The sequence below is a fragment of the Nonomuraea guangzhouensis genome, from assembly GCF_019396345.1.
Classification (GTDB): domain Bacteria; phylum Actinomycetota; class Actinomycetes; order Streptosporangiales; family Streptosporangiaceae; genus Nonomuraea; species Nonomuraea guangzhouensis.
Genome location: NZ_JAHKRM010000005.1, coordinates 203,911 through 221,108, shown reverse-complemented (window position 1 = coordinate 221,108; position 17,198 = coordinate 203,911). Strand labels below are relative to the sequence as shown.

Sequence of the window (17,198 nt, the reverse complement as noted above, 5' to 3'; positions counted from 1 at the left end):
GTGTATTGGTGGGGTTCTGTCGTGGTTGCACTGATCTCATGCGCCCTCCGCTCTGGTCGTCGGCCGGTGAATGTGCTCACCCACACGGCGCTGGCGGCCGCGAGTGGCTGACCCGTTGCGGCCGATCGCTGCGCCGTTCGTGGCTGCCGGGCCGTCTGGGGTGGCGATCCGGGATCGACTCAAGGGCCTGACAGCGCGCGATGAGCAGGTGCTGAGGCTGGTGGGCGCGCATCTGGGCTCGCTGGCCTCGAGGGATCTCGCGGCGCGCTGCCGTGATGGGCTGGAGCACTCCACGACGCGGTGGGCGACGCGCAAGCGAGAGCTGACACCCGAGTCGTCCTCACGGTGGGCGAGCAGTATAACCAGGGCCAGCCATGACCAGTGGGCGCTGGCCCGCCGCTGCCAATTGGCCCACCTCCGGTTCCTTGAGGCAGGCATCGCGGCGATCACGCACCGGCTGTCTCAGCCGATCGGCGCCAAGGGTTCGAAGAAGGCGCCGGGCGGCTACCGAAGCAGGCAGGAGTGGCACGCCAAAACCCGCCGCCTGCACGTACTGACCGGGCAGTTGGAGCGCGAACGTGCCGACTGGCAGGCCGGACGCGTCCACATCGTGCGGGGCGGCAAGCAACTGGCCCGCACCCGGCACCACCTGGCCGCCGCCCACCTCACCGAGAGCGAATGGCGGCAGCGGTGGCAGGCCGAGCGGTGGTTCCTGCAAACCGACGGCGAGTCGGGCAAGCGCTACGGCAACGAAACCATCCGCGTCACCCCCGACGGTGAGGTGTCCATCAAGCTTCCGGCCCCGCTCGCCGCATACGCCAACGCCGAGCACGGCCGCTATGTGCTCGCCGCCAAGGTGCGCTTTGCGCACCGCGGGCAGCAGTGGGCCGACCGGGTGCAAGCCAACCGGGCCGTCGCCTACCGCATCCACCTGGACGTGGAACGCGGCCGTTGGTATCTGACCGCCTCCTGGCAGCATCCGGTCACTCAGGCCATCCCGATCGCAGCCGCCCTCGCCAACGGAGTCATCGGCGTCGATATGAACGCCGATCATCTGGCCGCCTGGCGGCTGGACATGCACGGCAACCCGATCGGCCACCCGCGCCGCTTCGGCTACGACCTGTCCGGCACCGCCGGCCACCGCGACGCCCAGGTCCGACACGCCCTGACCCGCCTGCTGCACTGGGCCCAAGCGTGCGGAGTGCGCGCCATCGCCGTCGAAGACCTCGACTTCACCGCCGACAAGACCCGCGAGAAACACGGCCGCAACAAGCGGTTCCGGCAGCTCATCTCCGGCATGCCCACCGGCAGACTTCGCGCCCGTCTGTCCAGCATGGCCCAGGCGACCGGCATCGCGATCATCGCTGTGGATCCCGCCTACACCTCCAAATGGGGAGCTCAACACTGGCAAAAGCCCCTCGCCTCGAACAACCGTAAGACCACCCGTCACGACGCCGCGGCCGTGGCGATAGGACGACGCGCCCAGCAGCACCCGATCCGGCGACGGACGGCACCGCCCCCACACGACCAGAGCGATCGTATGGGGCATCGGACCGCCCAGGCCGGTCGGCGTGCTGCCGGGCGTGAGGGAACCCGCCACCGCACACCGGACCACGCACACGATGCGCCCGGCCCGGATGCGGCCAGAACGCGGGAGACCAGCGCGCCCAACACCGTTCGGGGCACGCCAGTGCAACTCACGTTCACTGTTCAGGAACGGTGCGGTAATCCCGGAGCGGTTGGAGGGACTACTGGGTGTGGACGATCCTCAAGAACGATTCACCGAGCTCTATGACCGGCACTACCGGAGCGTTCTGGGCTACGCGCTGCTGCGTGCCGAGCGTGACGCGGCCGAGGACGTGTCCAGCGAGACGTTCCTCGTCGCCTGGCGGCGGCTGGACGACCTGCCGGAGCCGCCACTGCCGTGGTTGCTCGGCGTGGCGCGCAACCTGCTGGCCAAGCAGCGCGACTCGCGCCATCGGCGGCAGGCCCTGGTCGACCGGATAACGGCACTGACCACCTCGCGGGAACACGTGAGCTGGGACGTGGCCGACCACGTCATCGACCGCGAAAGCGCGCTGGCCGCGCTGTCGGCCCTGCCGGAGCAGGACGTGGAGGCGATGGTGTTCGCCACCTGGTACGGCCTGCCGCCCGAGCAGGCCGCCGCCGTCATGGGCTGTTCGGTCAGGACGTACAACGTCAGGCTCCACCGCGCGCGCAAACGGCTGGCCAACGCGCTGCGCCTGGAGCCGGGCGGCGCGCGCCCTCGGGCCCGTACGGTCCGCGGCCGGTTCCAAGAGAGCTCAGAGACCTGATGCCCGCAGCACCCCACCCGGAGGATGACATGACCGATCACTTGTTCGCCCAGCTCAAGCCCGCGGAGCTGGACGAGATGACAGAAGAGGCCCATCGGCGGCGCCGCTCGGCCGACCTGGCCCGCGCCTTCCAGATCCCCCGCTCCGCGCACCCGCCCCGAACGCGGTTCCGGATCCCGTTCCTGCTGGTCGCGGGCACGGCCGCGGCCGGAGTGGCCGCGGCTGCGGTGATCGTCGTGGCCGGCTCGCGCACCGCGCCCCCGGCCATCACGCCGACCGCCACGCTTCCCACCGCGCAGACCGCGATCGTGGCCAAGCCGGTGGACGCCCGCTCGTTCCTGCTCGCGGCGGCCGCGACCGCGGTGCGCGAGCCGGCCACCTCCGGCCGCTACTGGTACGTCCGCGAGCGCACCTACCAGAAGGTGCACGTCGTGCCGAGCGAGTACATGGCGGCGATGGAGGCCCTGATAGCGGAGGAGAAGCGGAAGGAGAAAGAGCTCAAGGACAAGCCGGACGAGCTCGCCGCCCAGCGCAAGGACATCACGCGGAAGATGGTCAAGCTCAAGACCTCCGAGTTGCCGTACCAGGCGTTCACCTCCGACACGCAGGAATCCTGGCGCGCGATGAAGCCGGGCGAGGCCAACCGCTTCGCCGGACACCAGGACGTGAACGTCACCTTCGGCTCCCCGCAGGACGAAGCCGACTGGAAGGCCGCGGGCTCACCCGCCCTGGTGGACAAGAAGCCCACCACGCACGACGAGAGCAGCGAACGGATCCTGTCGATCGACAACCCGAGCCTGACGATCCAGAACATCTCGCGGCTGCCCACCGGCCAGGACGCGATGAAGCGCCGCCTGGACACCCTGTTCAAGCAGAGCCCCAACAGCGCCCGGACCGGCATGACCGTCTACCTGTGGCAGACGGGCGTGGACCTGATGACCGCGCCGATCACGCCCGGCACCCGGTCGGCCCTGTTCAAGGTGCTGGCCGAGCAGAAGGGCATCACCTCGCAGGGTCAGGTCACCGACGCGGTGGGGCGTACCGGGGTCGCCCTGTCGACGGCGGGGGACGACGGGGTCGAGTTCCGGATGATCATCAACGAGGAGACGGCCGAGCTGCTGCAGTACGAGGTCGTGCAGAAGGGGCAGCCGCTCCTGCGGGTGGCCCTGGAGCGGATGGGCTGGGCCGACCGCCTGGGCGACCTCCCGGCCTGACGCGCGAGCGCCGGGGCTGGTAAACACTCAACCGGCCTCCAAGCCGATCCGCCAGATCGGGTGGGGGCTCAGCCGGCGTTGAAGCCGGTCCGCCAGGTCGGGTGGACCGGCCGCCAGCCGAGTGTGGCGCGGGCCAGGCCATTGTCGGCGCCACGCTCCCACCCGGCGCGCCCGGCCCGCTCGTCCGGGACGGGTATGGGCGCGCCAACCGCCTTGGCCAGCGCCGGGAGCCACTCGGAGGCCGGCGCGGGCTCGTCGTCGACGATGTTGACCGGGCCGCTCGGCCAATCAAGGGCGGCGACGGCCGCCCGCGCCGCGTCCGCCACGTGCAGGAACGAGGTGACGGCATCGTTGGCCACCAGCTTCCCCGGGAACCCCGCCGCCGCCTCGCCACGCAGCCGCGCCGCGGCCAGGCCGTCGGGGGAGTACCAGGTGCCCGGGCCGTAGAACATGCCGTAGCGCAGGATGACGTGGTGTTCCAGCTCGGCCGACGTCTCCTCCAGCGCGCGAACGCCGCCGACCATGCCCGCCCTGGGCTCGGCCGCGCTGACGTCGAGCGGGACGCTCTCGGTGGCCGGCGCGTCTCCCGGCTCGTACGCCCAGGCGATGGACTGGGCGACGATACGGCCGACGCCCGCTTCCTTGGCGGCGTCGACGAGGTTACGGGTGCCCACCCGGCGGATGCGGCTGTTCTCGGCGAGGGCCCCGCCGCTCAGCGCGGTGAGCTGGTGGATGATCGCGTCGGGGGCCGCGTCGGCGAGCGCGCGCTGTGTTGCGGCGGCGTCGAAGACGTCCACCCGTACCGGGGTCGCCCCCTGGGCGCGCAGTGACTCCAGGCCCGCGTCGGAGCGGGAACCTCCGGTGACCCGGTGTCCGGCGCCGATCAGCAGCGGGACGAGCAACCGGCCGACGGCGCCCGAAGCGCCCGCGACGAAGACATGCATGAGGGAAGATTATTGCGGAACGTCCCCAGCCACGGCTCGTCGGTCCTGCGGCTCCGCCGGTCGGCTCGTCAGCCTGGCCGTTCCGCGCGTCGGCTCGTTAGCCCGTCCGTTTCGCGCGTCAGCTCGTCGGCCCGACCGCTCCGCGCGGACTGTCCCGGCCTGCGGGGCGGCGACCCGCCGTCTCGACCCACGGAAGCGCGGCACGCTATCGCAGCCCGCCGGAGCGCGGCACGCTATCTCGACCCATGGAAGCGCGGCACGCTATCGCAGCCCGCCGGAGCGCGGCACGCTATCTCGACCCATGGAAGCGCGGCACGACCAGTCCCGTCTCGTACGCGGTGACGACCGCCTGCGTCCTGTCGCGGAGCCCGAGCTTGCTCAGCACCCGGCTCACGTGCGTCTTGACGGTCTCCTCCGTGACCGTCAACCGGCCGGCTATCTCCGGGTTGGACAGCCCTTCGGCGATGAGCCGCAGGACCTGCGTTTCGCGGGGGGTGAGCGCGGCAGTGGAGGCAGCCTCAGGTTTCGGCCGCAGCTGGGCGAACTCGCTGATGAGGCGACGGGTCACAGCCGGGGCCAGCAGCGCTTCACCGGCGGCGATGACCCGTACCGCGTCGAAGAGCCGTTCGGCGGTGACGTCCTTGAGCAGGAACCCGCTGGCTCCGGCGCGCAGCGCGTCATAGACGTACTCGTCCAGGTCGAAGGTCGTCAGGATGAGGACGCGCGGCCCGGCAGCGGTGGAGCCGGCCAGTCGCCGGGTGGCTTCGATGCCGTCCATGCCCGGCATGCGGACGTCCATGAGGACGACGTCGGGGGACAGCTCGCGGCAGATCCGTACGGCCTCGGCGCCGTCGGCGGCCGTACCGACGACCTCGAAGTCCGGTTGGGTGTCGAGCAGTTCGGCGAAACCGGTGCGGACCACCGGGTGATCATCGACAACGGCGATCCGGACCGCTGAGGGCCGGTGGTCATCCACCAGGGGCTCGGCACCCAACCGGCCATCCGCCGGGGGCTCGGCGCTCATCGGGCCATCTCCTCCTTTCCCGGCAGGCGGGCCTCGACGAGGAAGCCGCCGCCTTCGGCGGGGCCGGCGCGCAACGCGCCGCCGACGGCCGCGGCGCGTTCGCGCATGCCGGACAGTCCATGACCGCCGCCGGGCGTCTCGGTGGACAGCCCGGGACCGTTGTCGCGGATGAGCACCCGCAGGTCGTCGCCGGTGTAGTGCAGTTCCACATCGACGGCGGCGCCGGGCGCGTGCCGCCGGGCGTTGGTGAGGGCCTCCTGGACGATGCGGTAGGCCGCGAGTTCGACGCCAGGGTCGAGCGTGAGCGGCGGGCCGCGGAGGATGAGGCGCGTCCCCGTCCCCGACGCGTCCCGTGACTCGTCGAGCAACTCGTTGAGCTCCGGCAGGCGCAGGCCGGGCTGGGGGCGCCGGACCGCCGGGTCCGCCTCCGCGTCCTCGCGCAGCACCCCGAGCAGCCGCCGCATCTCGGTCAGCGCCGCCCGCGCGGTGTCGCCGATGGCGGACAGCCGCTCGGCGCCGGCGGACGGCATGCCGGGAGTGGTCAGCCGGGCGGTCTCCGCCTGTACGGCGACCATGGAGATGTGGTGGGCGACGACATCGTGCAGTTCGCGGGCGATGCGGGCGCGTTCGCCGCGTGCCGTGTGCTCTATCAGGGTGTCGGCGATGGCCTGCCGGGCGGTGGTGTTGGCCACGGCCTCGTTGCGCGCCCGCCGGGCCGTTCCGGCCAGGGCCGCCGCCGGGGTCAGGCAGGCCAGCAGCAGGATGAGAATCCGTACCTCACCGCCTGCCGTGGCGACACCGGACAGGGCCAGCACCAGGTACGGCGCGGCGAGAACCAGCGCCAGCCGCTGCGAACCCGCGCGGCCGAGCCGGTATCCGGCGATCAGCTGCGCGCCCACGCCCGCCACGGTCAGCGTCTGGAAGGCCACGAGTGACAGCCCCATCGTCGCGAACACCGCCACCCCGGCCCCGATCGCGTGCCCCCGCGAGAACGCGACCGGCAGCGTGGTGGCCAGGCCGACCAGGGGGAGTATCACCAGGTACAGCGGGGTGGCGGCGTACTCGGGCGGCGGCGTACTCGCGGCGTGCCGGATCGTCGCGCCCACCGGCTCGGTGTCGACGAGCCCGATCACCTGGGCCAGCCGCGGGCTTTGGGCCTGCGCGATCGACTCGGCCACCGCGAGCAGCGCCAGCAGCACGCCCACCACGACGGGCGCGTACGGGGCCGCGGCGAACCGCCGTCCCCTGTCCGCCCATCCGCCCGCTCGCTCCACGCAGGTCATTGTTCCGGTTTGTGTGGGGTGCTGGCATCCCTCATGTGGGGGACGGGAGGTCCCTCGCGTCAGTGACGGTGAAGATCGCTCGGCGGCGTGACGACCGGTGACGGACCGCTGCCTAGTGTGCGTTGGCATGCAAGCAACCACCGGAGCCATGTTCCGGCTGTGTGGGAGGGACGCATGAGACAAGAACTCCACGCGGAGTGGACGAAGACGCGTACCGTCGCGGGTCCCGCCTGGCTGCTGCTCGCCGTCATCGCGCTGACCGCGACGATGAGCGCCGCGGCCGCCGCGGCCGTGTCCTGCCCGTCGGCGGGATGCGACCAGGACATCACCAAGCTCAGCCTCATGGGGGTCCAGGCGGGCCAGGCGGTCGTCGCCATCCTGGCGGTGCTGGCGATCAGCGGCGAATACAGCACCGGCATGATCCGCACCACCCTCACCGCCATGCCGCGGCGGGTCACCCTCCTGGCCGCCAAGGCGATCATCGTCACCGGGCTGACGCTGGCCGCGGCGACCATCGCAGTGCTCGCGTCCGTACTGGCCGGACGGCTCATCCTGCCCGGCAACGGCTTCACCGCCGCACACGGCTACGCGCCGCTGTCGCCGGCCGACGGACCCACCTTGCGCGCGGCCTTCGGCTCGGTCCTCTATCTCGGGCTGATCGCCCTGCTCAGCCTCGGTGTGGCGGCCATCGTACGGGACTCGGCTGCGGCCATCGGGATCGTGTTCGGGCTGCTCTACTTCCTCTCGATCCTGCCCTTCGTGATCTACGACCCGGACTGGCAGAGGCTGCTCTGGCGGATCGCGCCGATGAGCGCCGGTCTCGCCATCCAGGCCACCACCCACCTGTCGAGTCTGCCCCTCAGTCCGTGGGCGGGGCTCGGCGTACTGGCCGCATGGGCCGCCGCCGCGCTCCTGGGCGGCGGGCTGGCGCTACGGCTCCGCGACTCCTGACGGCCCCTTTCCGACCATTGCAGAAGTCTTGACAATTATATTTTTCGGTGGGAGGCTCAAGGCACCTCAGACAAGGAGCACAGCGATGAGAAAGATCGTGGCGGGCCTGTTCATCTCCCTGGACGGCGTCGTGGAGTCACCCGAGAAGTGGCACTTCCCCTACTTCAACGAAGAGATGGGGCAGATCGTCGGCTCGCAGATGGAGCAGGCCGACGTGATGCTGCTCGGCCGGCGGACCTACGAGGAGTTCGCCGCGCACTGGCCGCACGAGGACCCGGCTGCCAACCCGTTCGCCGACCGCATGAACAACACGCCCAAGTACGTCGTCACCACCACCCTCGACACCGCCGAGTGGCAGAACACCACGATCATCAAGGGCGATGTCGCCGCCCAGTTGACCGAGCTCAAGCAGCAGCCGGGCAAGGACATCGGCATCACCGGCAGCGCCACCCTGGTCAGGTCGCTGCTGGCCGACGGCCTGCTCGACGAGCTGCGCCTGCTGGTCCACCCGATCGTGGTCGGCACCGGCAAGCGCCTGTTCGAGGAGGGCACCGGGGAGATCCCGCTCCAGCTGCTCGGCTCCCAGACGCTCAGCACCGGTGTCCTCTCCCTCACCTACGGGAAGGCGTGACGTGGCCGCCAAGACCGTCGCCGACAAGCTGCTGGTCAAGCCGCAGACCGCCGTCTGGATCTCCGACGACGAGCACCGCTCACTCGTCGAGCCGCTGCCCGAGGGCGCGCGGCACATCGACGACCTGGGCGAGGCGGGCGTGGCGGTGCTGTTCGCCGCCGACGCCGCCGCGGCCCGCCGGCTCCTCGACGAGCACCGCGACCAGCTGGCCAAGCCCGCCGCCCTGTGGGTGGCCTACCCGAAGGGCAACAAGGCCGACATCAACCGCGACACGCTCTGGCCCATCGTCGCCGAGTACGGCCTGCGGCCCAACGGGCAGGTCGCGGTGGACGAGATCTGGTCGGCGCTACGCTTCCGCCCGCTCAAGGAAGGCGAGCCGCCCTTCACCGGAGGACGCTAGCCCGTCCGGGCAACGCGGCGGCGATCGGCACAGGCGGCCTCGCCACGCGGCCCGTGCGGAACAGCCGACGGCTGCGGCCGGCTCAGAGAGTCGCGATCACGGGACGGCGGCCGCCAAGGTGGGCGGGAACAGAGGTGAGCGCCGCCACCGCCAGCACGGTCGCCAGCACCACCGCGATCAGCTGCCAGGGCACCGGAAGCGTGGCCTTGTCACTGTCGCCGCCGGTGATCGCGTTGATGGCGGCGAACAGCGCCCAGCCTCCCGGGAAGACACCCAGAACGGCACCGACGAGCGCGGGCAGCACCTGCGCGGCCGCCAGGGCGACGGTCATTTCCCCCGGGGTGGCGCCGAGGGCGCGGGCCAGCGCCGACGCATGCCGGTTGTCGAGCACCGTCGCCCAGGTGATGACGATGGCGTTGACCGCCGCCAGGGAGAGCAGGATGACCGTCCAGACGAGGAGCACGTGGCGCAGCGTCTCCACCTGAGCTGCGGTGTACGCGCCAGTGCCCGGCTGGTCGCCGAGGAAGGCGTTGAGCACCAGCAGGACGTACACCCCGCTGACCGTGACCGCGATGCTGACCACAGCCAGCACGACCCGTCGCGGCCGGCGGGCGGCGACCCGCGAGGCGAGCAGCAGCGGGACGGGCAGTTGCGCCGAGACAGTGATCAGCCAACCGGTACGGCGAGGCGGGCGTGCCGCGTCGGCCAGCGCGCTGACGGTGCTGGAGCGGGCCGCGCGCACGGCCGGAACAGCGGTCGCCACCACCGCGACACCGAGTGCCACGGCGGTGACCAGACCGATCGTGGACCAGGTCAACGACGCCGTCCCCGCGCTGCCGACGAGGCCGGCACTGGACTCGGTGAGCAACGGAGCGGTCAGCGCGCCGATCGCCAGCCCGGCGGCGGCCGCGACGACGGCCACGAGGAGATACTCCGCGAGCAGCACGGCAGCCACCAGGCTCGGGGTGCCGCCGACTGCTTTGAGCAGTCCGACGCGCCGGTTCTGGTCGGCCATACGGCCACCGACCAGCACCGAGAGGCTGGCCACGGCGAGCAGGCCGAGCAGCCAGGCTCCTATCAGCAGCAGGATCTGGGAGTCCCGGGCCAGATCGGTGGCGTCTTCGAGGATGTTCTGCCAGGTCTGCATCGGCAGGGCGCCGCCATGATCGCCGCCGGTCCGGTCGACGAATGCCTGGGCTTCGTCCGGGTCGGCCAGCTTCAGGTTCATCACGTACGACAGGGGACTTCGGTCCGAGGCGAGGCTCCGCGCCTCCGCCTGGGTGAGCCAGACCAGCCCGGGATTGTGCAGCATCCCCGCCGGCAGGTCCCGGTCGTCGGGGATGGCGCCGTTGATACAGCCGGCGGGGACGATGCAGGACGCCCCGGGATAGGGCGGCATGGCGGCGGTGACCGCGACGCCGACGACCTTGAACGACCTACCGCTCAGGGTGACCGAGTCCCCGACGCCCACATCGAGCGAGTCGGCGAAGGCGGCCTCGAGCACCACGCCGCCGTCGCTGACCCAGCTGCCCCGCGTCACCTGGGGCTGATCGACCGCCGCGACAGTGGCATCGCGCCCTTCGACCTGCACGTCCGACGTGCGTCCTGACGCCTCGAGCTTCCCCGCGATGACGGGGTACGGTCCGCTGTGCGCGGTGACGCCGGAGGCGGTGGCCAGTTTCCCGAGCTCCGCGAGGCCGGCGGCCTGGCCGGCGTTGGCGACCACGTCGGGTCCCTTGGTCGCCGCCCGGGTGCTCTGGTACGGGTCGCCGGCCGCGTCGCGCAGAACGAGCCCGAGCGTCAGCGTCGTGGTGGCGGCCAGGATGGCGATCAGCAGAAGCACGGCCTCGGTGCGGCGCCGCCGGAGGTCTCGCAGAGCGAGACGGATCACGAGAAGTACGCGGCCCATTCCGGTCAGTCCTCCAGCCCGACGAGCGCGCCGAGCTGCCCGGTGGTGTCACCGGTCAGCCGGGTCTCGTCCACGAGCGCGCCGTCGCGCATCGAGAACCTCCGGTCCGCGGTGGCCGCGATCCGCGCGTCGTGGGTGACGATGACCAGCGTCTGCCCGGACTCGTGCAGGTCCTTGAACAGTTGGAGGACGTCCAGGGTGGCGGCGCTGTCCAGGTTGCCGGTCGGTTCGTCGGCGAGGACGACCAGCGGCTCGTTGCTCAGCGCCCGGGCGACCGCGACCCGCTGCCGCTGGCCGCCGGAGAGCGCGGAGGGCAGGAAGCGCGACCGGCCGGCGAGGCCGAGCTGATCCAGCAGTTCCTCCGCGCGCCGCCGGGCGGCCCGCGGCGAGCGTCCGGCCAGCAACGCCGACAGCTCGACGTTCTCGACGGCGGTGAGCTCCTCCATCAGGTGGAAGGACTGGAAGACGTAGCTGACGTCGGTCCGTCGCATCCTGGCCAGGGCCTTCTCGCTGATGTTGTCGATGCGCCGGCCGTTCAGCGACACCTCGCCACCCGAGGACCGGTCCAGCCCGCCGAGCAGGTGCAGCAGCGTGGACTTACCGCAGCCGCTGGGTCCCATGATCGATACCGTCTCTCCCGCGCTGACGTCGAGATCGACCCCGTCGACGGCGCGTACCAGCCCTTCTCCCTTGCCGTACTCCCTTCGTAACCCGCGGGCGCTCAGTACGGGCGCGTCGGCGGCATTGCTCACGATCCACTCCTTCGATAGGTCCGGTTCTTCCACATGCCGTGAGCCGGCGCGTCAAAGAAGCGCCAGTGCCTTGGTCACGCCCGGGTCGCGCCCGGTGGCCAGGTCGAGGGCGGTCATGGGGGCGTAATGGTCGACCGGTACGCCGATCGTGTCGATGATTTCGCGGGCGGGCCCGAGGTGCCGGACCCTGGGCAGGGCCACGGCGCTGCCGTCGTCGAGGAGGTATGCCTCGCTGGGGCCGGAGACGGCCCCAGCGGTGCGGGTCCCGATGAGGGTGCCCAGGCCGTTGTCTTTGACCGCCGCGCTGAAGTCCTCACAGGCCGAGGCGCATCCGCGGTCGGTGAGGACGATCAGGCGCGAGCCGAGCAGCGGGACGCTGTCGTCGGTCCGGTTGGGCACGCAGTCGCCCTTGAGCGGGCAGAAGTAGCTGGTGATCTTGCCGTGCGCGAACGCGCCGAGCAGCCGCGTGACCTCGCGAGGCGACCCGCCGCCGTTGCCGCGCAGATCGAGGACCACCGCCTTCGGCTTCCCCTGCAGCTTGGCGATGACCTGGTCGGCGGCGCCTTCGTAGAATCCGGGCAGTTGGACGTAGGTGACGCCGTCGGCGAGCTTCTTTGACGTCACCGTCGGAGCCGGCCGCGTGATAGGGCCCTGTCTGAGCTCGACGGTGCGGGTCCGTCCCGTCGTGGGCCGCTTGAGCGTGAGCCGTACCGTGCCGGAGGCGAAGACGTCGAGGATGCTCTGATTCACGGTGTCTCCGATGAACGCGGGCACGCCGTCGGCCTTGACGATGATGTCACCGGGTCTGATGTCGGCCTTGGCGGCGGGGCTGCCGGGCAGGACGCGGGTGATGAACATCGGTGGCCGGGCCGCGGGGTCGAGCTGCGATCCTCCCTGCTGAGCCGACGCGCCCACGATGCCCGTTCCGGTTTGGCCGCCCTCTTGCGACGGGGTCGGCCGGACCGAGCGGGCATGGTTGTCGTGCAGTCCGGCGACCATGCCGGTGATCGCGGCGCTCAGGGCGGCGGGGTCGCCGGCGCCGAGGACTTTCGCGAAGGCGGCCCAGTCGGTGTCGCGGTTCCCGGTCAGGGCGGGCAGCCGAAGGTCGGCCCGGTCGGCGCCGCGCCGCATCAGGTTCTGGGTGTAGGCGGCGAAGGCGCTCTTCAGCAGCGCCTTCGCATCCATGGCCGGGCCGCTGTAATAGTTGTCCAGCACGCAGAAGTACGCCTGGCGGAGCGTGTTCACCGAGGTAGGCGGTGCCGATCTCGGCGGTGGCGCCGTGCTGGTGGCGCACCCCCCGCCTGGAGTGGCCGATGCTGACGCTGGTGCGGACAGGGAGCAGGCCGCCATCAGGACGGCGGCGCAGAGGGCTCTGATCATGGCCGCCAGCGTGGCCTGAAGCGGGTTGCACGGTCGTGAACGGATCCGTTAACGCCAGTGAAACCCCGGTTCGGGTATGAACGTCGGCATGCGGGTTCTGGTGGCCGAAGACGAACGAGACCTGGCCGATCTCGTGGCGGTGGGGTTGCGCCGCCATGCCATGGCCGTCGACGTGGTGTACGACGGGGCCGCCGCGGTGGAGCGCTTGGCGGTGCACGACTACGACGTTCTCGTGCTGGATCGGGACCTGCCCGAGCTGCACGGCGACCTCGTGTGCCGCGAGCTGGTGGCGCGCGGGAGCCGTACGCGGATCCTGATGATGACGGCGGCGGCGTCGGTGCCGGAGCGCGTCGCGGGTCTCGGGATGGGGGCCGACGACTACCTGCCCAAACCGTTCGACTACGCCGAGCTGGTCGCCCGGGTGCGGGCGCTGGGGCGGCGCAGCCAGTCGCAGATACCACCGGTGCTGACGCGGCACGGCATCGTGCTCGACACTCACCGGCTGCAAGCCTCGCGGGACGGGCGGCACCTGCACCTGTCGCTCAAGGAGTTCGCCGTCCTTGAGGTGCTGATGAGGGCGGACGGCGCGGTCGTGAGCTCCGAACGGCTGCTCGAAGAGGCATGGGACGAGAACGCCGATCCGTTCACCACGGTGGTGCGGGTCCTGGTCAGCCGCCTACGGGCCAAGCTGGGCGACCCGCCGTGCATTCAGACGGTTCCCGGTGCGGGATACTTGCTGTGACGACGATCCGCGTACGGCTCACGCTGATCTACTCCGGACTGTTCCTGCTGACCTCGGTCGTGTTGCTGGTCACGGTCAACCTCCTGCTGCGCCAGACACTGGACACGCAGATCGGCCGGCTGCCCGGGGGAGCGGTGGCACCGATCACGCCGACGAGGGGGGTGCGGCTACCACTGCCGCAGCTGGTGAACAACGTGATCAGTCACCAGTGGAGGGTGACCGCGTTGACGGTCGGGATCCTGGCGCTGGTCTCCTTGGTCGTCGGATGGCTGGTCGCCGGGCGGATCCTGCGGCCCATCCACCGGATCACCGCCACCGCGCAGCGACTGTCCCTGTCGACCCTGCACGAACGGATCGCGCTCGCCGGGCCGAAGGACGAGCTGAAGGAACTGGCCGACACCTTCGACGCGATGCTCGACCGGCTCGAACGCTCCGTCGCGGGACAGCGGCGGTTCATCGCGAACGCCTCCCACGAGTTGCGGACCCCGCTGGCCGTCCAGCGGGCGGCGATCGAGATCGGGCTCCCCGAGGACGTCGGGGCGATCCGCGGCACGCTCCTGCTCCACAACCACCGCGCGGAGAAGCTCATCGACGCCCTGCTGGTCCTGGCCCAGGCGGAACACGGCCTGGACGACAGGAGTCCGGTGGCCCTGGACCAGGTGGTACGGCTCGTCCTGACGGAGAGAGGCTCGGACGGCGTCACCGTGACGGAACGAACGGAGCCGTTCGTCGTCGATGGGGACCCTGTCCTGCTGAACCGGCTCGTCACCAACCTCCTCGACAACGCGGTCCGCTACAACCATCCCGGCGGAACCGTCGAGGTAGCGCTCTCCCGTGGAGTTCTGACGGTCCGCAACACCGGCCCGCACGTGCCCCAGGAACGTTTCGGCGATCTCTTCGAGCCCTTCCGGCGGCTGCAGACGACCCGTGGACAGGGCGCCGGGCTCGGGTTGTCGATCGTCGCGTCGATCGCGAAGGCTCACGGGGCCGACGTGCGAGCGAGCCCCAACCCGGGGGGCGGGTTGGAGCTCGTCGTGGCTTTCGCGGGAGCTGAGGATGCGATGCCTGCTACGGACGACAGTGGCCAGTGCTGACCCTCACGACGATTCAGCGCTGGTCGTCCGGCTGTTCGGCTCTTTCCTTGACGAACATCAGCGTCTGCTGGCCTGTCGCGACGAGCGACCGGTGCCCGTCCTGGACGCCGAACACTTCCAGTTGGCACACGGCCAGCGTTCGCCCGGACCTCAGGACCGTCCCCACGGCCTCGATGTGATCGCCTTCGGCAGGCGCCAGGAGATTGATCTTGTACTCGACCGTGAGCACCGACGTGTTCTCCGGGGCCAGCGTGAACGCCGCATAGCCGCCCGCGCTGTCCGCGATGGCGCTGCTGGCTCCCGCGTGGACGTAACCGTGCTGCTGGGTGACTTCCGGCCGGCTGGGAAGCACGATGCGTACGCATCCCGCTGCGATGTGGACAATGCGCGCACCGAGATGGCGCATCAGTCCCTGCCGATCGAAACTGGCCTGGATGCGCGCCCGCACCTCGGGGCTCGCCTGCGGCTGTCGCATCTGGTCTTCCATGGCCTCTCCATCCTGCGCGGCTCCCCGGCCCCGGCCGCCACGCACAAGGCGACGGCTGGGCGATCGGCTGACCCGCGGTCGGCTTCGGCGTGCGGCGAAACCTTGCTGGTCGTACCAGACTGCGCGCACGAGCGTTTCACGTGGTTGGCTACCTGGCAGATCGCATACCTGGGCTCACGCGGGGGACGCCTCCGGGCGCGGCGAAACGGCGCGCACGGGCGCGGTCTCCGGCATCCACCACAGCACCGGAAGGACGACCACCGCGACAGCGGCAACCAGGACACCGGGCGCGGGGGCCCAGCCGCTCGCATCGGTCATGGCCTGTGCCAGATACGGGGTGAGGCCGCCGAACACGGTGGTCGCGGCCGTCGCACCCACGGCCAGCCCGGAGAGCCGGCCGGCGACCGGGAACTGCTCCGCGGTGGCGGCCGTGCTGACCGCGCGGATGCTGCCGGCCAGCACGGCCAGCACCACGGCGCCGGTCACCGCACGCAGGACGGTGACGTCGGCCATGAAGGTGAACATCGCCACCGGCAAGGCCAGCGACAGCACGCCGAACAGCAACAGCGCGAACCGGCGCCCTACCCGGTCGGACAACGCGCCGGCGAACGGAGTGACCACGATGACCACGGCCGCCGCGATGGTCGACAGCCACAGCGAATCCCGCTCGGCCAAGCCCCCCACAGAGCTCAGATAGGTCGGCACATAGGTGATGCCGACGTAGTAGGTGACCGAGGCGAGCGCCGAGATCGCGAACGTCCGACAGAAGCCAGGGCGCTGGGTACGCAGCATCAACCGCAGCGGGGCATGACGACCGGCATGGGCGCGTTTCTCCTGCTCGAACGCCGGGGACTCGCGTATGGTCGACCGAGCCACCAAGGTAGCGGCCGCCAGCAGCGCGCCGAACAGGAAGGGCAGGCGCCAGCCCCAACTGTCCAGGGCGGCGCCGTCGAACAGCGACACGGTGATCGCGGCCACGGCCACGGCGAGCAACGCACCGATCTCGCTGGCCGCCGCGGCCAGCGACACGACCAGGCCACGGCGACGGGGTGGCGCGCCCTCGAGCAGGTAAGCGGTGATTCCGATGTACTCGCCACCGACGGAGAAGCCCACGAGGCAGCGCAAGGCCAACAGCAACGCCCCCGCCCCGGACCCGATCTGCGCGCGGGTTGGCAGCAGGGCGGTTTCGAGCATGGCGACCGCCATTACCGCCATCGAAGCGAGCAGGACCGTGCGCCGGCCGTACCGGTCGCCGATGTGCCCGAAGACGAGCGCGCCCAGCGGCCGCATCAGGTAGGCGATGGCGAACAGGGCAAGGGTGGTGAGCACCGAGGCGGCACTGTGGCCGAAGAAGACGCGGGCGATGACCGTGGCCATGAACAGGTACAGCGTGAAGTCGTACCACTCCACCACCGCGGACAGGGCCGCGACGACCATCGACGCCTTCGGTATGCCCGTGTGATCTGAGGTAGGCCTCCTTGGAGGCAGGTCCATGCTCATCCCTCCGAGGGGAGGTAGGGGACTTGACTGTGGCGCACTCAACGTCAGCCGGCGCGGATCATCTCGGGCCGCCGGGTCGCCCATACGTGCCGTACCGACGAGGTGATACGTCGTGCTGCCCACACCTTGTAACCGCTTCGGTCTGGTGCACCCGCCGGACCGGCGAGCGGGCCGCTGTCACCGAGTTCCGGGTTGTAGTCGAGCAGGAGCTATGCCAGCCCGATTTGTGAATAGAAGAATTTGTTGTCCCGGAACAGGAATTCCTCGTCCATGTAGCGCTTGCGGCGGTTCCAGATGCCGATGGTGGCCATGTTGATGGCGTGGCTCTCACCGAATCGCTCCCAGGGCAACCGCGCCGCTGTCACGCGGCAACGCACGACGATAGATCACAGCGGGTCTCCAATCTGTACTCGGTGAATATGATTTGACGTCGCAACAGCCGTGGCGAAGGCGAGTGAAGCGTTTCCGGCACGCGCCACCCCACTGGGCGGGTCGGCGTGGCGGTTGGTGTATGCGATATTCCTGAGACGGATGGACACTGCCCGGTGCGGTTCCTCACTAAGTGTGTGACC

The 17,198-nt window shown here is 70.6% G+C and carries 18 protein-coding genes; 9 read left to right on the top strand and 9 right to left on the bottom strand.

Going from position 1 to position 17,198, the window contains the following annotated elements; translation table 11 throughout:
• Positions 1 to 208: 208 nt before the first annotated feature.
• Genes KME78_RS11720 through KME78_RS11710 form a run of 3 tightly spaced genes read left to right on the top strand, consistent with a single transcriptional unit; the run spans position 209 to position 3,529 of the window.
• Entirely contained in the window at positions 209 to 1,795 is a 1,587-nt protein-coding gene (locus KME78_RS11720; RefSeq protein WP_308126903.1) for a transposase, read from the top strand.
• Entirely contained in the window at positions 1,758 to 2,315 is a 558-nt protein-coding gene (locus KME78_RS11715) for an RNA polymerase sigma factor (RefSeq protein WP_219528858.1), read from the top strand. The genes KME78_RS11720 and KME78_RS11715 overlap by 38 nt, the downstream gene beginning before the upstream one ends.
• A 29-nt stretch (positions 2,316 to 2,344) precedes the next feature.
• Positions 2,345 to 3,529: a CU044_5270 family protein gene (locus KME78_RS11710; RefSeq protein ID WP_219528857.1), complete on the top strand. Its 1,185-nt coding sequence runs from the start codon at positions 2,345 to 2,347 to the stop codon at positions 3,527 to 3,529.
• A 68-nt stretch (positions 3,530 to 3,597) separates the two neighbouring features.
• On the opposite strand, the gene KME78_RS11705 is transcribed toward KME78_RS11710, so the two are convergent.
• The 3 genes from KME78_RS11705 to KME78_RS66080 form a co-directional block, all read right to left on the bottom strand.
• On the bottom strand, positions 3,598 to 4,473 hold the full coding sequence (locus tag KME78_RS11705; RefSeq protein WP_219528856.1) for an NAD-dependent epimerase/dehydratase family protein: 876 nt from the start codon (positions 4,471 to 4,473) through the stop codon (positions 3,598 to 3,600).
• A gap of 289 nt (positions 4,474 to 4,762) precedes the next feature.
• On the bottom strand, positions 4,763 to 5,497 hold the full coding sequence (locus KME78_RS11700; protein WP_219528855.1) for a response regulator: 735 nt from the start codon (positions 5,495 to 5,497) through the stop codon (positions 4,763 to 4,765).
• The gene (locus KME78_RS66080) at positions 5,494 to 6,771 is read right to left on the bottom strand and encodes a sensor histidine kinase (RefSeq protein WP_308126902.1); all 1,278 of its coding nucleotides are present in this window, start codon (positions 6,769 to 6,771) and stop codon (positions 5,494 to 5,496) included. The genes KME78_RS11700 and KME78_RS66080 overlap by 4 nt, the downstream gene beginning before the upstream one ends.
• Positions 6,772 to 6,954: 183 nt before the next feature.
• Between KME78_RS66080 and KME78_RS11690 the strand changes: the two genes are divergently transcribed.
• From KME78_RS11690 to KME78_RS11680, 3 genes are all read left to right on the top strand, one after another.
• The gene (locus KME78_RS11690; RefSeq protein WP_219528853.1) at positions 6,955 to 7,731 is read left to right on the top strand and encodes an ABC transporter permease; all 777 of its coding nucleotides are present in this window, start codon (positions 6,955 to 6,957) and stop codon (positions 7,729 to 7,731) included.
• 85 nt (positions 7,732 to 7,816) lie between these two features.
• Positions 7,817 to 8,362, top strand: a complete 546-nt coding sequence (locus KME78_RS11685) for a dihydrofolate reductase family protein (protein ID WP_219528852.1) — start codon at positions 7,817 to 7,819, stop codon at positions 8,360 to 8,362.
• 1 nt (position 8,363) lies between these two features.
• The gene (locus tag KME78_RS11680) at positions 8,364 to 8,762 is read left to right on the top strand and encodes a hypothetical protein (protein WP_219528851.1); all 399 of its coding nucleotides are present in this window, start codon (positions 8,364 to 8,366) and stop codon (positions 8,760 to 8,762) included.
• Between the two features lie 82 nt (positions 8,763 to 8,844).
• Here the strand turns inward: KME78_RS11680 and KME78_RS11675 are convergent, their stop codons facing one another.
• Genes KME78_RS11675 through KME78_RS11665 form a run of 3 tightly spaced genes read right to left on the bottom strand, consistent with a single transcriptional unit; the run spans position 8,845 to position 12,668 of the window.
• Complete coding sequence (locus KME78_RS11675) at positions 8,845 to 10,653, bottom strand: FtsX-like permease family protein (protein WP_308126901.1); 1,809 nt, start codon at positions 10,651 to 10,653, stop codon at positions 8,845 to 8,847.
• A 23-nt stretch (positions 10,654 to 10,676) separates the two neighbouring features.
• Positions 10,677 to 11,423: an ABC transporter ATP-binding protein gene (locus KME78_RS11670; RefSeq protein ID WP_219528849.1), complete on the bottom strand. Its 747-nt coding sequence runs from the start codon at positions 11,421 to 11,423 to the stop codon at positions 10,677 to 10,679.
• A gap of 51 nt (positions 11,424 to 11,474) precedes the next feature.
• Positions 11,475 to 12,668 (bottom strand): S41 family peptidase, encoded by a 1,194-nt coding sequence (locus KME78_RS11665; protein ID WP_219528848.1) that lies wholly within the window; start codon positions 12,666 to 12,668, stop codon positions 11,475 to 11,477.
• Here KME78_RS11665 and KME78_RS11660 point away from each other — a divergent pair.
• From KME78_RS11660 to KME78_RS11650, 3 genes are all read left to right on the top strand, one after another.
• Complete coding sequence (locus KME78_RS11660) at positions 12,661 to 12,822, top strand: hypothetical protein (RefSeq protein WP_219528847.1); 162 nt, start codon at positions 12,661 to 12,663, stop codon at positions 12,820 to 12,822. The genes KME78_RS11665 and KME78_RS11660 overlap by 8 nt on opposite strands.
• Before the next feature lie 69 nt (positions 12,823 to 12,891).
• Positions 12,892 to 13,545 carry a response regulator transcription factor gene (locus KME78_RS11655; RefSeq protein WP_219528846.1) on the top strand — a complete coding sequence of 218 codons (654 nt, stop codon included), beginning with the start codon at positions 12,892 to 12,894 and terminating at the stop codon, positions 13,543 to 13,545.
• Complete coding sequence (locus KME78_RS11650) at positions 13,542 to 14,639, top strand: HAMP domain-containing sensor histidine kinase (RefSeq protein WP_219528845.1); 1,098 nt, start codon at positions 13,542 to 13,544, stop codon at positions 14,637 to 14,639. Before KME78_RS11655 ends, KME78_RS11650 begins: the two co-directional genes overlap by 4 nt.
• 13 nt (positions 14,640 to 14,652) lie before the next feature.
• Here the strand turns inward: KME78_RS11650 and KME78_RS11645 are convergent, their stop codons facing one another.
• The 3 genes from KME78_RS11645 to KME78_RS11635 form a co-directional block, all read right to left on the bottom strand.
• Entirely contained in the window at positions 14,653 to 15,126 is a 474-nt protein-coding gene (locus KME78_RS11645) for a PaaI family thioesterase (protein ID WP_219528844.1), read from the bottom strand.
• Between the two features lie 174 nt (positions 15,127 to 15,300).
• On the bottom strand, positions 15,301 to 16,563 hold the full coding sequence (locus KME78_RS11640) for an MFS transporter (RefSeq protein WP_219528843.1): 1,263 nt from the start codon (positions 16,561 to 16,563) through the stop codon (positions 15,301 to 15,303).
• A 272-nt stretch (positions 16,564 to 16,835) separates the two neighbouring features.
• Positions 16,836 to 16,991, bottom strand: coding sequence for a hypothetical protein (locus tag KME78_RS11635; protein ID WP_219528842.1), 156 nt, complete (start codon positions 16,989 to 16,991; stop codon positions 16,836 to 16,838).
• Positions 16,992 to 17,198: the final 207 nt, after the last annotated feature.